Annotated in this window: 9 protein-coding genes; 7 read left to right on the top strand and 2 right to left on the bottom strand. The window is 71.4% G+C overall.

What is annotated here, in order from left to right; translation table 11 throughout:
- Window positions 1-61: 61 nt before the first annotated feature.
- The gene (locus AB0K43_RS09295; protein WP_363637486.1) at window positions 62-1,168 is read left to right on the top strand and encodes a HoxN/HupN/NixA family nickel/cobalt transporter; all 1,107 of its coding nucleotides are present in this window, start codon (window positions 62-64) and stop codon (window positions 1,166-1,168) included.
- Window positions 1,169-1,700: 532 nt separating this feature from the next.
- On the opposite strand, the gene AB0K43_RS09290 is transcribed toward AB0K43_RS09295, so the two are convergent.
- Window positions 1,701-3,671 carry an NPCBM/NEW2 domain-containing protein gene (locus tag AB0K43_RS09290; protein ID WP_363637542.1) on the bottom strand — a complete coding sequence of 657 codons (1,971 nt, stop codon included), beginning with the start codon at window positions 3,669-3,671 and terminating at the stop codon, window positions 1,701-1,703.
- A gap of 669 nt (window positions 3,672-4,340) precedes the next feature.
- Between AB0K43_RS09290 and AB0K43_RS09285 the strand changes: the two genes are divergently transcribed.
- Window positions 4,341-6,734: a lamin tail domain-containing protein gene (locus AB0K43_RS09285; RefSeq protein WP_363637540.1), complete on the top strand. Its 2,394-nt coding sequence runs from the start codon at window positions 4,341-4,343 to the stop codon at window positions 6,732-6,734.
- A 111-nt stretch (window positions 6,735-6,845) separates the two neighbouring features.
- Here the strand turns inward: AB0K43_RS09285 and AB0K43_RS09280 are convergent, their stop codons facing one another.
- On the bottom strand, window positions 6,846-7,778 hold the full coding sequence (locus AB0K43_RS09280; protein ID WP_363637484.1) for an SGNH/GDSL hydrolase family protein: 933 nt from the start codon (window positions 7,776-7,778) through the stop codon (window positions 6,846-6,848).
- Between the two features lie 324 nt (window positions 7,779-8,102).
- Here AB0K43_RS09280 and AB0K43_RS09275 point away from each other — a divergent pair, with 324 nt between their 5' ends.
- The 5 genes from AB0K43_RS09275 (at window position 8,103) to AB0K43_RS09255 (ending at window position 14,297) form a co-directional block, all read left to right on the top strand.
- Window positions 8,103-10,223: an RICIN domain-containing protein gene (locus AB0K43_RS09275; protein ID WP_363637482.1), complete on the top strand. Its 2,121-nt coding sequence runs from the start codon at window positions 8,103-8,105 to the stop codon at window positions 10,221-10,223.
- A 73-nt stretch (window positions 10,224-10,296) separates the two neighbouring features.
- Window positions 10,297-10,902 carry a hypothetical protein gene (locus AB0K43_RS09270; protein ID WP_363637480.1) on the top strand — a complete coding sequence of 202 codons (606 nt, stop codon included), beginning with the start codon at window positions 10,297-10,299 and terminating at the stop codon, window positions 10,900-10,902.
- A gap of 176 nt (window positions 10,903-11,078) precedes the next feature.
- The gene (locus tag AB0K43_RS09265; RefSeq protein WP_363637478.1) at window positions 11,079-12,734 is read left to right on the top strand and encodes an FAD-binding dehydrogenase; all 1,656 of its coding nucleotides are present in this window, start codon (window positions 11,079-11,081) and stop codon (window positions 12,732-12,734) included.
- A gap of 142 nt (window positions 12,735-12,876) precedes the next feature.
- Entirely contained in the window at window positions 12,877-13,290 is a 414-nt protein-coding gene (locus AB0K43_RS09260; RefSeq protein WP_363637476.1) for a (2Fe-2S) ferredoxin domain-containing protein, read from the top strand.
- Window positions 13,291-13,400: 110 nt separating this feature from the next.
- The gene (locus tag AB0K43_RS09255) at window positions 13,401-14,297 is read left to right on the top strand and encodes a prohibitin family protein (protein WP_363637474.1); all 897 of its coding nucleotides are present in this window, start codon (window positions 13,401-13,403) and stop codon (window positions 14,295-14,297) included.
- Window positions 14,298-14,306: the final 9 nt, after the last annotated feature.

Here is a 14,306-nt window from a genome sequence, read left to right as displayed (position 1 = left end):
CACATGGGTACAACGGGGAGGAAAACTGTCCCGGCTCGCCCCCGTACCGAGAGGACACCCCATGTCAGCGCCAACCCGTCTGCGTGACCGGCTCACCAGGGACGAGTGGATCCGCCTCGGCGGAATGGGAGCGTTCATCCTCGCGCTGCACGTGATCGGCTGGTTCACCCTGCTGGCCGTCATCGCGCCCCAGCACTACGACGTCGGCGGGCAGGTCTTCGGGGCGGGAATGGGCCTCACCGCCTACACCCTGGGCATGCGGCACGCCTTCGACGCCGACCACATCGCGGCCATCGACAACACCACCCGCAAGCTGATGGGCCAGGGCAAGCGACCGCTCTCGGTGGGCTTCTGGTTCTCGCTCGGCCACTCCTCGATCGTCTTCGGCCTGTGCGCGCTGCTCGCCTTCGGCATCCAGTCGCTGGCCGGCCAGGTCGAGTCGGACGACTCCTCGCTGCACGACGCCACCGGCCTGATCGGGGTGTCCGTCTCCGGCACCTTCCTGGTGCTGATCGGCCTGATCAACCTGGGCGCCTTCAACGGGATCCTGAAGGTCTTCCGGAAGATGCGGGTGGGCGAGTACGACGAGGCGGAGCTGGAGCGCCAGCTCGACCGGCGCGGCTTCATGAACCGGATCCTCGGCAAGGTCACCCGGGCCGTCACCAAGCCCTGGCACATGTACCCGGTCGGCCTGCTGTTCGGGCTCGGCTTCGACACCGCGACCGAGGTCTCCCTGCTGGTGCTGGCCGGCGGCGCGGCCGCCTTCCAACTGCCCTGGTACGCGCTGCTGGTGCTGCCGGTGCTGTTCGCGGCCGGGATGAGCCTGCTGGACACCATCGACGGCTCGTTCATGAACTTCGCCTACGAGTGGGCGTTCTCCAAGCCGATCCGCAAGATCTACTACAACCTCACGGTGACCGGACTCTCGGTGCTGGTCGCCCTGGTGATCGGCATGATCGAGCTGCTCGGCCTGCTCGCCGAGAAGCTCGACATCACCGCCGGCCCGCTCGGCTGGATCGCCGGGCTGGACCTCAACATGGTCGGCTACGCGATCGTCGGGCTGTTCCTGCTCACCTGGATCGGCGCGGTCGCCTACTGGAAGTTCGGCAAGGTGGAGCAGAAGTGGTCGGCCGGCATGCGGGAGCCGGTGGCCGCGGAGGCCGACTGACCCGGTGGCCCGTACCGGACGCGGCAGGCCCGCCCGACAGCTGTCGGGCGGGCCTGCGCGGTTCGTGGGAGCGGGTCAGCAGGAGTACTGCCAGGCCCAGACGCCGGGCGCGGAGAGCCCGTTGGCGCCGGTCGCCGCCACACCCATGGCGATGCGGCGGTGGTGGTACGCCTTGCTGGCCATGTGCTGGACGTAGCCGGGTGCAGGCGCGGTTGAGGCAGAAGACCAGCTTCGCGGTGTAGCGAAGGCCGTACCACTTCAGGTGCGACTCCAGGTGGATCCAGACGTGGCCCCAGGAGTAGGAGCGGGTCTTCGACCAGCTCCAGCGTCCGTCCAGGTCGTACATGTTGACCGGGTCGGTCTGCGGGCGGCGGCCGAGGGCCGGGTCGTACAGCCGGGCGCCCATCAGGACCACGCCGGTGCCGGTCTCGGTCGCCCGCTGCTCGCCGCCCATCGAGGAGTGCCTGTCCGTCATGCCGGGCGGGCCGCGACCGTCGGCACCGGTCGCGGCCCGCCGGCCGGGGGCGGGTGGTCAGCAGGTCAGCTGCGGCGCCGCCCAGTCGGCGTGGTCCGAGGCCGGTCCGTCGCCGCCGTCGGTGACCACCAGGCGCAGCTCCAGCGCGCCGGTCAGGTCGGCGGTCAGGTGCTTGGCCGCGTCGCGGTAGGTGAGCAGCCCGCTGTCGGCAACCTTGGCGCCGTCCTTCCAGATCTGGAAGACCACCGAGCCCTTGGTGGCGGACTCGTCGTCCACGCCCACGTCGGTGCTGAGCGCGGTGCAGGAACCGCCCAGGTAGTAGGTGATCTCGCTGTAGGCGTTGGTGCCCAGGCCCTTGGCGTAGGTCGCGCCCTCGATGGTGAGGGTGTGGCCGTCACCGCCGGGGGCCTCGTTGTTGCTGCGGTCCCGCTCGACCGGGCCCCAGCCGTTGACCGAGGCGGACCAGGCCAGATCGCTGAGCTGGTAGCTGCCGGCCGCCGGGCCGCTGCCGCAGGCCAGCTTGGGGTCGGCCCAGTCGGCGTGGTCGTAGCTCATCCCGTCGCCGGCGTCGGTGACCACCAGCCGCAGTGTGGTGGCGCCGGTGAGGTCGGCGCCGAGCCGCTTGACCGCGTCCCGGCCGGTGACCGTGCCGCTGTCGGCGACCTTGGTGGCGTCCTTCCAGATCTGGAAGACCACCGAGCCGTTGCCGTAGGTCTCGTCGTCCACCCCCACGTCGACGGTCAGGTTCTTGCAGCCGCCGCCCAGGTGGTAGGTGATCTCGCTGCCGGCGTGGGCGCCGAGGCCGCGGCTGTAGGCGGCGCCGCGCAGGGTGAGGGTGTGCCCGTCCCCGGCGGCGGTGTCACCGTTGCTGCGGTCCCGCTCGACCGGGCCCCAGCCGTTGATCGCGGAGGTCCAGGCCAGATCGCTCAGCCGGTTCATCCCGCTCGGCGGCGGCACCGGGCTGCCCGGGGTGACCCGGAGCATCACCGTGCCGTGCGCCGGCACCGAGGCCTGGATCGCGCCGGTGGTGCTGCTGGTCGCCTTGCTCCACAGGTCCTTGACGGCGTACGAGGAGGCGCCGCCGATGCCCACCGCCTGGACGGTGGTCGCGACCGTGGCGGCGTACGAGCCCTCGTTGGTCAGGGTGACCGAACGGCTGCCGTCCGCCAGCGGCTTGGACATCACCACCTTGCCGCCGGAGGAGGAGACCACGGTGCCCTGGCGGCCCAGCGGGTCCTGGTCGACGGCTATCACGTCCTTGTTGGTCAGGATGTCGAGGGTGCCGGCGTCCGCGGTCCGCAGGTCGGTGCCGATCAGCAGCGGGGCGGCCATCTGGGCCCAGAGGCTGAAGTGGGTGCGGTACTCGGTCTCCGTCATGCCGCCGTTGCCGACCTCCAGCATGTCCGGGTCGTTCCAGGCCCCCGGGCGGGCGTACGGGGCCAGCTGCTGGTTCTGGTGCGCGATGGTGATCATGCTGGACCAGGAGTCGCTGATGTCGCCGGTGGTGCGCCAGGAGTTGCCGACCGGCTGGGCCCAGTTCCACGGCTGGTTGGCGCCCCACTCGCAGATGCTCAGCAGGATCGGGCGGCCGGTCGCCTTCAGCGCGTCCCGCATGGTGGTGTAGCGGAGCTTGGCGTCCACGCCCTGGTTGTTGCAGTTGTCGTACTTGAGGTAGTCCACGCCCCAGGAGGCCCACAGGTTGGCGTCCTGCTGCTCGTGGCCGAGCCCGCCGGGGAAGCCCTTGACGTCACAGGTCTTGCTGCCGGCGCTGGAGTAGATGCCGAACTTCAGGCCCTTGGCGTGGACGTAGTCGGCGACCGCCTTGATGCCGTGCGGGAAGCGCACCGGGTCGGGCACCAGGTTGCCGCTCGCGTCGCGCGAGGGCAGGGCCCAGCAGTCGTCGAGGTTGACGTAGCGGTAGCCGGCGTCCTTGAGGCCCTTGCTGACGAAGAGGTCGGCGATGCCTTCCACCATCGCCTCGTTGAAGTCGGCACCGCACCAGGTGGAGTTCCAGTTGTTGAAGCCCATCTGCGGGGTGAGGGCGAGGCCGTTGTCCAGGGCGAGTGCGGGTGGGGCGGTCGCCAGTTGGACGGTGGCGGTGAGGGCTGCGCCACCGGCCAGCAGCGCGAGCGAGGTGAGCGCCGACGCCGATCGGCGGCGCCAGGAATTTCTGCGGGACGGCACGTGAGGGCTCCTGCAGGGTGAGGGAGGGGCTCGAAGGCAACCAAAGCCAACGAGTTTCAACGGAATGCAACATATGACAGCGGTGTTTCATGAGCCCGTCAAGAGTGCTGACATACCGTCTATCCTTGGCAGTGGCCGGAACTGACGGGAAGTCGACCAAAACCCACAGCCTTGCCCCGGCCTGTTGGATAATGTTGATCTATGGCGGGTCTCATTCCAAGGGGTGGACGCCCGCCGGTCCCGTTCTGGACGTGTCTGCGCCAAGAGTTAACGCGCGAGCCCTTGTCGTGTCATTTTCTACGCGCGTATCTTTACTTCGCCGGAGCTGCTGACAGCTCTGGATCTACGCGAGTAGTACGCACCCTGACGCACCCTCACCGCCCGGAGACTGACCCCACGTCGGCCGGGCTGCCGCGCTGCCCAGGACCTGGCCCGTTCGACGGGCCGGGTGGATTAAGGAGTCCTGTACCGGTGTCCAAGCCCACCGCCGCCCGCCCCCGCTCCCGCCGGGCGCTGCTGCGCGCCACCATCCTCCCGGCCGGTGTCGCGGCCTCGCTCGTGCTCGTCCCGCTGCCGGGTGCCGCGGCCGCGCCCTCCGCCGACGCGGTGATCTCCGAGGTCTACGGCGGTGGCGGCAACTCCGGTGCCACGCTGAAGAACGACTTCATCGAGCTCGCCAACAAGGGCGGTGCGGCCTTCGGCCTGGCCGGTTTCAGCGTGCAGTACATCTCGGCCAGCCCCGGCCCGACCTCCACCTGGAGCGTCACCCCGCTGACCGGCTCGATAGCCCCCGGTGGGCGGTTCCTGGTCGCCGAGGCGGCCGGCACCGGCGGCACCGTCGCGCTGCCCACCCCGGACGCCACCGGCACCCTGGCGCTCTCCGGCACCGCCGGCACCGTCGCGCTGGTGCAGGGTGCCGACGCGCTGACCTGCAAGACGGCCGCCGACTGCGCCGCCGACCCCCGGGTGCGCGACCTGGTCGGCTTCGGCACCGCCGTGGTCCGCGAGGGCAGCGGCCCCGCCACCGGTGCGAGCAACACCGCCTCGGTGGCCCGCGCGGCCAACCTGGCCGACACCGACGACAACGCGGCCGACCTCAAGGCCGGTGACCCGACGCCGACCAACAGCAAGGGCGAGACCACCGGTGGCGGCGGCCCGACCACCCCCACCAACCCGACCGAGCCCGGTCCGCTGCGGATCCACGACATCCAGGGCAACACCCGGCTGTCGCCCAAGGCCGGCCAGACCGTGCCCGGCATCCCCGGAGTGGTCACCGGCGTGCGCACCTACGGCTCCAAGGGCTTCTGGATCCAGGACACCACCCCGGACGCCGACCCGGCCACCAGTGAGGGCGTGTTCGTCTACACCGGCAGCGCCGCCCCGACCGTCAAGGCCGGCGACTCGGTGCTGGTGACCGCCAAGGTCAGCGAGTACTACCCGAACCAGGCCGGCGGCAGCCAGTCCGTCACCGAGCTGACCAACCCGCTGATCACCGTGGTCTCCGCCGGCAACCCGGTGCCGGCCCCGGTGGTGCTGGACGACGACAGCATCCCGTCCGCCTACACCGCCGACGCGGCCGGCGCCTCGATCGAGGCCAACACCCTCAAGCCCGGCAGCTACGCGCTGGACCTGTTCGAGTCCCTGGAGGGGATGAACGTCCAGGTCAAGAACGTCCGCGTGGTGCAGGCCACCGACCAGTACCACGAGCTGTGGGTGGAGGCCCGGCGCGACGACGAGAAGTCCAAGCGCGGCGGTGCGATCTACCTCGGCTACGACAACCCCAACTCGGGCCGCCTGATGGTCCAGGGCCTGGCCCCGGAGGCCGAGAAGCCGTTCCCGCTGGCCAACGTCGGCGACCGGCTGAAGGGCCTCACCAGCGGTCCGCTGGACTACAACCAGTTCGGCGGCTACACCCTGGTGGCCGACACCCTGGGCACCCTCCAGGACAACGGCCTGGAGCGCGAGGTCACCAAGGAGGCGGCGGCCGGTGAACTCACCATCGCCACCTACAACGTGGAGAACCTGGACCCGGGAGACCCGGACACCAAGTTCGCCGAGCTGGCCAAGGGCGTGGTGACCAACCTGCGTTCGCCCGACGTGGTGACCCTGGAGGAGATCCAGGACAACAACGGCGCCACCAACGACGGCACGGTGGACGCGAGCGCCACCGTGGCCAAGTTCGTCGCCGCGATCAAGGCGGCCGGCGGCCCGGCCTACGACTGGCGCTCCATCAACCCGGTGGACGGCAAGGACGGCGGCGAGCCCGGCGGCAACATCCGCCAGGTCTTCCTGTTCAACCCGCAGCGGGTCTCCTTCACCGACATCGCGGGCGGTACCGCCACCACCGCGGTGGACGTCACCGGCACCGGTCGCAGCACCGCGCTGACCGCCTCCCCGGGCCGGATCGACCCCACCAACGAGGCCTGGAACACCAGCCGCAAGCCGCTGGTCGGCCAGTTCTCGTTCAAGGGCAAGAAGGTCTTCGTCATCGCCAACCACTTCAACAGCAAGGGCGGCGACCAGGGCATCGACAGCCGCTTCCAGGCGCCGACCCGCTCCTCCGAGGTGCAGCGGGTCAAGCAGGCCGGCATCGAGCAGGCCTTCGTCGCCAAGCTGCTGGCCGCCGACCCGCAGGCCAAGGTGGTCTCGCTCGGCGACTTCAACGACTACCAGTTCTCCCCGGCGCTGACCGCGCTGACCAAGGACTGCGTGCTGCGCGACCTGGTGAACGAGCTGCCCGAGAAGCAGCGCTACTCCTACGTCTACCAGGGCAACTCGCAGGTGCTGGACCACATCCTGGTCAGCCCCGGCCTGACCCACGCCAAGTACGACGTGGTGCACATCAACAGCGAGTTCGCGAACCAGGCCAGTGACCACGACCCGCAGGTGGTCCGCGTCAAGCCGTGACCCGCGAGGGCGGCGCGAAGGGGCGGGGCCGGTCGGCCCCGCCCCTTCGGGCTGTCCGGAGCGCGCCGGGGCGCCCGGGTCGGTGTCCGAGCGCCTTCAGCACCGCCCGGGTCAGCGTCCGAGCGCCTTCAGCACCGCCCGGGACATCACCTGCTCGCCGGTGGCGTTGGGGTGGAACGGGACGGCGGGCGCGTGCGGGATGGTGCCCTCGATCCAGCGGTCGTCCGAGCAGATGTCATGGCCCCGGGTGGGCGCGGCGGTGTCCACATAGGTGGCGCCGTCGGCCGCCGCGGTCGAGGCGAGCATGGAGTTCAGGCTGCCGAGGACGCCGCGCAGGTAGGCCACGTCCCCCACGGTGACGGGCTGGCGCCCGACGCAGTCCCACTCGTTCTCGGGCAGCACGGACGGGTAGCCGACCAGCAGCACCTTGGCGTGCGGCGCCTTGGCGTGGATCCGCCGCAGGGCGTCGGCCAGCTGCGGGCGGGCGGCGGCGATCCGGCGCTGCAGGGTGTCCTCGCCGTACTGCCAGCTCCAACTGCTCCAGTCCCAGTGGCCGTCGGCGTAGTGGTCCTTGCAGGGCGTGCCGAGCGGGTTGATCACCGCGCCGCCGATGCAGGTCGCGATCACGTCCGCGATGCCCAGGTCCGAGGTGCCGAGGTCGTTGCCGCCGATGCCGACGGTGATCAGCTCGGTGTCGGCGGTGACCGCGTCGAGCTGGGGGTCGTTCACCCGGATGAAGGCGTCGTACTGGGCCGAGGTGATGGCCTTGATCTTGGCCGCGGAGCAGGTGGTGTCGGTGTACGCGCTGCTCTTCAGGGCGGCGGCGACCAGATGGCCGTAGTTGCGGTCCGAGCGCAGGCAGAGCCCGGCGGACTGGCCGGGGACACCGGCTCCGGCGGCGTAGGAGTCGCCGAGCGCCACGTACTTGCCGGTGCCGGTGGCCGCCTGGGCCGGGGCGCCGAGCGCGGTGAGGACGGTGAGCGCGGCGGACAGCGACGCACCGCAGGCCAGGACGGACTTTCGCTTCAGGGCAGGGCTGAGCACGGTTCCTCCTGGGGGAGAGAAACGAGAGGGGTGGGTGGGTGCAGTGTGAGCCGGGCCACAGCGTCTACTGATTGGTAAGTTACTGGCACGTTAACGAGGTGTCCAGGTGTCCGCCCCAAGGATTTCGTGCTGAATCCGGGTCAGCTCCCTTCGGAATTACGCTCCATGGTGGAGCGTTGGAGCCGCTTCCACGGATCGGCCCACCCGCTCGCCAATCCGTCCGAAAAAAGTCTGTGCGATTTTCTGTTATCCCCTCCCGCCCCAGCCGTCTCCTAGGTGTCGGCATCCACACCCGACACCTGCCGATGAGGGAGAGACACGCACATGGGACGCAGGGGAGCGGTCGCGCACCGCCGCCGCAATCGCCGTGGTCGGCTGCTGGTCGCAGCCACCGTGACGGCAGGCCTCATCGCGGGAGCCGTCACGATCGGCACCGCAATGGGGGGTGACAAGCCGGTCGTCGTCTCCGCGGACGCCGCGCTCTCGCAGGAGATAGGCCCGGCGGCCGGGCCGCTGCACAACGAGGCCCCGACCCCGGTCACCTCGGTGCCGGACAGCGACGCCGGCAAGGGCATGGTCTACACAGGCCTGGTCGCAGCGGCCAAGGGCGACAAGTGTGCCGGTGTGTTCAAGGTCTCCGAGGCGGGGCTGTGCACGCACGGCCCGGACGAGCCGCCGAAGGGCGTCGACATCCACCAGGACACCAAGCCCGCCGCGGCCGCCGCCGCCGAGCCGGCCGCGCTCGCCGTCAGCCAGGACGCGCCGCCCTCCGCGGCCGACCTGCTGAAGGGCAGCCAGCCGGTCTTCGACGTGAAGTCCGGCGCCGCGCTGGCCTCCGACGCCCCGGCCGGCGGGACGCCCGCCGCCGCGGCGGCCGCCGCCGCGGGCACCGGGGTGGTCTGCGACGGCGACGGCAGCACCGGCAACCGCGTCCAGGTGCTGTACGTCCACGCGCCTGGCAAGGACCGTTTCGGCCAGTACCTGCCCTCGTTCAAGAAGTGGGCCGCCGACGCCGACGTCATCTACAACGCCAGCGCCGAGGAGACCGGCGGCACCCGCCACATCCGCTTCGTCACCGAGTCCGACTGCTCGGCCGCGGTGCTGAACGTGGAGCTCCCGGACGCCTCGCTGCAGGAGTTCGGCGCCACCAACAACGCGCTGGCCAAGCAGGGCTTCAACCGCAAGGATCGTAAGTACATGATCTTCGCGGACGCCCAGGTCTACTGCGGCATCGGCACCTTCAACGGTGACGAGCGCCCGGGCAAGGACAACCTGAGCAACTTCGGCCCGTCCTACGGCCGCACCGACGGCGGCTGCTGGGGCGGTTCGACCGCCGCGCACGAGCTCGGCCACAACCTCGGCGCCGTGAACAACAGCGCGCCGAACAGCAGCAAGGCCGGCCACTGCGTCGACGAGTGGGACATCATGTGCTACTCGGACGCGCCGTACTACCCGAAGATGGTCACCAAGTGCCCCAACCGCGCCAGTGACGAGCGGCTGGACTGCAACCACGACGACTACTACAACACCAACCCGGCCTCGGGCAGCTACCTCACCACCCACTGGAACGTGGCCAACAACCAGTTCCTGATCGCCGGTGGCGGCACCGGGCCCAACCCGACGCCGACCCCCACGCCGAGCCCGACCAAGACCGGTACCGGCACCCCGACCCCGAACCCGTCGCCGAGCCCCACCAAGACCTCGACGACCCCCACCCCCAACCCGAGCCCGAGCCCGACCGGCGGTCCGGTCTCGCCCGAGGTGGCGATCGGTCAGCTCACCCAGAACTCGGTCATGCTCAGCTGGGGCCAGGTCGCCAACGCCTCCGGCTACGACCTCGTGCTCGACGGCCGGACCCTCGGCACCGTCCGCTCCACCACCGTCAGCCTGATCAACCTGAGCCCCGACACCGCCTACAAGGTGGCCGTCGCGGTGCGCGACCAGGCCGGCAAGGTCGGCAAGCCCGGTCGCGAGGCCTCCTTCCGCACCCCGAAGGCGGCCGGCCCGGACGGCCCGACCAAGCCCGGCACCAAGTACACGATGACCAACAGCCTGACCGGCCAGGCCGCCGACATGTGGGGCGGCTCGACCCGTGACGGCGCCGTGCTGATCGGCTACCAGCGCACCGGCTACGCCAACCAGCAGTGGACCTTCGAGGACCAGGGCGACGGCAACCTGCGGATCCGCTCGGTGCGCTCCGACAAGTGCCTGCAGCTCGGCGGTTCGGCCGCGGCCGGCCAGTACGTGATGCAGCAGGCGTGCAGCGGCGCCGACTCCCAGCAGTGGAAGATCACCGCGAGCGGCAGCGGCTACACCCTCGCCGCCAAGGGCTCCTCGCTGGTGCTCGGCGCCAGCAAGCGCTGGTACTACGGTGGCTGGCTGCTGGAGCTGCAGCAGCCGAACAACCAGACCTACCAGAACTGGACCATCCAGCCGGCCTCCTGAGGCCGACCCGAACAGGTGGTGGGGCGGGAACCGACCCCCTCCCGCCCCACCACCGTCCTAGGAGCCACCGCTGATGCGTATCCGCACCCTCGCCGCCGCCGCGGTGCTGGCCGGTGCCGCCCTGCTGGGCGGTGCCGGCCAGGCCGGCGCCCACGGCGACACCATCGTCTTCAAGATCTCCGCGCTGGGGGACGGGCACACCCGGACGGCCGCGACCTGGGCGAACGACAACGACCCGGTCACCGACAAGGTGGCGGCCACGCTCAGCGCGGTCGCCGAGGACGGCCGGTCGGTCGGCCCGTGGAAGCTGGAGCCGGTGGCCGACACCCCCGGTACCTTCACCACCGGCCTGGCCCTGCCGCCCGGCCGCTGGGCGGTCACCGTCGAGTCCGGCTTCCCGGCGCTCGGCCGCGGCACCGCGGACCTCACGGTCACCGCGGTGCCGGGCACCGCGCCCAGCGCGGGTGCGGCGGTCGTGCCGCCGGTCCCGGGCGGATCGGCCACCGGGTCCGGGCCCGCCGCACCGGCGCCCGGGGCGAGCGCGCCGGCGGCGGCCGAGGCCGCCTCCTCGACCGGCTCGGGCACCAGCTGGGTGCTCGCGCTGGCGGCGGTCCTGGTCGCGGTCGCGGCCGTGGCCGTGGCCTCCTTCCTGCTGCGCAGGCGTCGTACGGCGGGCTGAACCCGCTGCGCGACGACGTTGCCCGGCCGACGGCCCGGGGTGCCGGTCTCCCGGCGCCCCGGGCCGTCGGCGTTCCTCGGGGGCGCCGCGGCGCGGGCGTTGTTACCGACCGGTTGACCACAGGGCCCGCAGGCCGCAGTATCGGGGCACCCACCGAGCCCTGGAGGACCGTTCGCATGGCACTGGACGCCGACGTCATCGTGATCGGGGCCGGCCTCGCGGGCCTGGTCGCCACCGCCGAACTCGCCGACGCGGGGCGCAAGGTGATCCTGCTCGACCAGGAGCCGGCGGCCAACCTCGGCGGTCAGGCGCACTGGTCCTTCGGCGGCCTGTTCCTGGTGGACTCCCCGGAGCAGCGCCGGATGCGGATCCGTGACTCGCACGAACTCGCCTGGCAGGACTGGCTCGGCACGGCCGGCTTCGACCGCCCCGAGGACGAGTGGCCGCGCCGGTGGGCCGAGGCCTACGTGGACTTCGCCGCCGGCGAGAAGCGCTCCTGGCTGCACGGCCAGGGGGTGCGGTTCTTCCCGGTGGTCGGCTGGGCCGAGCGCGGCGGGCTGCTGGCGACCGGCCCGGGCAACTCGGTGCCGCGCTTCCACATCACCTGGGGCACCGGGCCCGGGCTGGTCGAGCCGTTCGCCCGCCGGGTGCTGTCGGCGGCCGCGGCCGGGCGGGTGGAGCTGCGCTTCCGGCACCGGGTCACCGCGCTGACCGCCACGGCGGGGGCGGTCGACACCGTCGCCGGCGAGGTGCTGGTGCCGAGCACCGTCGGTCGGGGTGAAGCGAGTTCGCGTGAGGTGGTGGACACCTTCGCGCTGCGGGCGCAGGCCGTGGTGGTCTCCTCGGGCGGCATCGGCGGCAACCACGAGCTGGTCCGCAAGGCCTGGCCGGCCCGGCTGGGCACCCCGCCCGAGCGGCTGCTGTCCGGGGTGCCCGCCCATGTGGACGGCCTGATGCTGGACATCGCCGGCGCGGCCGGCGGCAGTCTGATCAACGGCGACCGGATGTGGCACTACACCGAGGGCATCGAGAACTGGGACCCGATCTGGGCCCGGCACGGCATCCGGATCCTGCCCGGCCCCTCCTCGCTCTGGTTGGACGCCCGGGGCCGCCGGCTGCCGGTGCCGCTGTTCCCCGGCTTCGACACCCTGGGCACCCTCGAACACATCATGACCACCGGGTACGACCACACCTGGTTCGTCCTCACCCAGAAGATCATCGAGAAGGAGTTCGCGCTCTCCGGCTCCGAGCAGAACCCCGACCTGACCGGGAAGTCGATCAAGGGCGTGCTCGGCCGCGCGCTGCCGGGGGCCACCGGGCCGGTCGAGGCGTTCAAGAAGCACGGCGTGGACTTCGTGGTCGCCGACTCGCTGCCCGAGCTGGTCCGGGGGATGAACGCCAAGACGCCCGAGGCGCTGATCGACGAGGCCGAGCTGCGGCGCGAGATCGAGGCCAGGGACCGCGAGTTGGCGAATCCGTTCAGCAAGGACCTCCAGGTCACGGCCGTCCACGGCGCCCGCCGCTACCTCGGCGACAAGCTGATCCGCACCGCCGCGCCGCACCGGCTGCTGGACCCGAAGGCGGGGCCGCTGATCGCGGTCCGGCTCAACATCCTGACCCGCAAGTCGCTGGGCGGGCTGCAGACCGACCTCTCCTCGCGGGTGCTGCGGGCCGACGGCTCGGTGCTGGAGGGGCTCTACGCTGCCGGCGAGGCGGCGGGCTTCGGCGGAGGCGGGGTGCACGGCTACCGCTCGCTGGAGGGCACCTTCCTCGGCGGCTGCCTGTTCTCCGGCCGGGCCGCGGGGCGGGCGGCGGCCGCCGCGACGGCGTAGCGCGGGTCTGGCAAGCCCCGGCCGGGCCCTGCCCGCCGGTCGGGGAGGGTGGGGTGCGGTGCGGGTGCGGGCGTGGGGCAGAATCCTGGGGGCCGCCGTGGCGATCATGGCGGCGGCGCCCCGAGATTGGTGGAGGAAGCCGATGCCCCGTTCGTCCCGCAAGGAACCCGCCGCACCGCCCGCGCCGGTGACGGTCACGGTCTGCCGGGGGTGCTGCTGCGGGGTCGCCGCCAAGTACCCGGGGGTCGACCACGTCGGGCAGGTGGAGCGGCTGCGGGCGGGGGTCGGCGCGGCGGGCAAGGTCCGGGTGGTGGACTGCCTGGACGTGTGCGACCACGCCAACGTGGTGGTGGTCGGCCCGTCGGCACAGGGCCGCCGGGCCGGCGGCCGGCCGGTCTGGCTGGGCTGGGTGTTCCAGGACGACATGGTGGACGACATCACCGCGTGGGTGCGGGCCGGCGGGCCCGGTGTGGTGGAGGCGCCGGGCGTGCTAGACCTCCAGGCCTTCGAGGTGTCCCGCCGGGTGCGCGAGGGCCTGCCGGAGCAGGCCGGCTGACCGGGGCCGTTCATCACAGTTGACGACGGGGATCGATATTCAGCTGTCGGCAAGGCATCGATCTCCTTACGCTGCTGGTGTCCTGACGTTCGATCACGGGAGACGCGGCGATGTTCTACTTCTCGGTCCTGCTCCTTGCCGCCGGCATAGCGCTGGTGGTGCTCAAGCGCCGTTCGACGGTCGACTTCCGCTTCGCGATGCCGGCCGGCCTGCTGGTCGCCGCCGTCGGGCTGCTGCTCGGGCTGAGCTCGTTCACCTACGTGGTGCAGCCGTACGAGGTGGGGGTGCCCAGCTCGCTCGGCTCGGTGGGCAACACCTGGAAGCCCGGACTGCACCTGAAGTCGCCGCTCACCGACGTCACCACCTTCTCCACCCGGCCCACCGACCTCAACCTCACCGGGAACGACACGGTCGAGGTCAGGTCCTCCGAGGGCGGGGTGCTCTACGTCGACCTCACGGTGAAGTGGGCGATCGACCCGGAGCACGCGCTGGCGCTCTACCGGCTGTCCGGCAGCTCGGAGAACGTCCAGCAGCGGCTGGTCTACCCGGACACCCGGGAGATCGTCCGCAACGTGTTCGCCAAGCACACCAGCGTCGAGGGGTACGCCAGCCAGCGCGAGGTGATCAGCGCCGAGATGGAGCGGCTGATCACCGCGCGGCTCAGCCCGCGCGGGATCATCGTCAACGGTGTGAACCTGCGCAACGTCAAGCCGAACGACGTGCTGCAGAAGGCGATCGACCAGAAGATCCAGCAGGACCAGGCGACCGAGCAGGCCGCGGCGGCGGTGCTGACCGCCAAGGCGCAGGCCGAGCAGCGGAAGATCGAGGCCGAGAGCACCGCCGAGGCCAACACGGTGATCGCCAACTCGCTCACCGACAAGATCCTGATGAGCCAGTGCATCGAGGCCTTCAAGGCCGCCGCCGAGAAGAACCCGGTCTACGCCAGCCCGTGCGGTGGTTCGGGCGCGGGCGGCGCTCCGCTGATCGTGGACGGCACCAAGCGGTAGCCGTCCGCC

Source organism: Kitasatospora sp. NPDC049258 (assembly GCF_040678895.1).
Classification (GTDB): domain Bacteria; phylum Actinomycetota; class Actinomycetes; order Streptomycetales; family Streptomycetaceae; genus Kitasatospora.
This window is presented reverse-complemented; position numbering and strand designations above follow the sequence as displayed.

What these genes read in the sequence shown, in the direction of transcription:
- AB0K43_RS09295 (WP_363637486.1), top strand. Translation starts at nt 62, where the DNA reads ATGTCAGCGCCAACCCGTCTGCGTGACCGGCTCACCAGGGACGAGTGG.
- AB0K43_RS09290 (WP_363637542.1), bottom strand. Translation starts at nt 3,671, where the DNA reads ATGGGCTTCAACAACTGGAACTCCACCTGGTGCGGTGCCGACTTCAAC.
- AB0K43_RS09275 (WP_363637482.1), top strand. Translation starts at nt 8,103, where the DNA reads ATGGGACGCAGGGGAGCGGTCGCGCACCGCCGCCGCAATCGCCGTGGT.
- AB0K43_RS09270 (WP_363637480.1), top strand. Translation starts at nt 10,297, where the DNA reads ATGCGTATCCGCACCCTCGCCGCCGCCGCGGTGCTGGCCGGTGCCGCC.
- AB0K43_RS09265 (WP_363637478.1), top strand. Translation starts at nt 11,079, where the DNA reads ATGGCACTGGACGCCGACGTCATCGTGATCGGGGCCGGCCTCGCGGGC.
- AB0K43_RS09260 (WP_363637476.1), top strand. Translation starts at nt 12,877, where the DNA reads ATGCCCCGTTCGTCCCGCAAGGAACCCGCCGCACCGCCCGCGCCGGTG.
- AB0K43_RS09255 (WP_363637474.1), top strand. Translation starts at nt 13,401, where the DNA reads ATGTTCTACTTCTCGGTCCTGCTCCTTGCCGCCGGCATAGCGCTGGTG.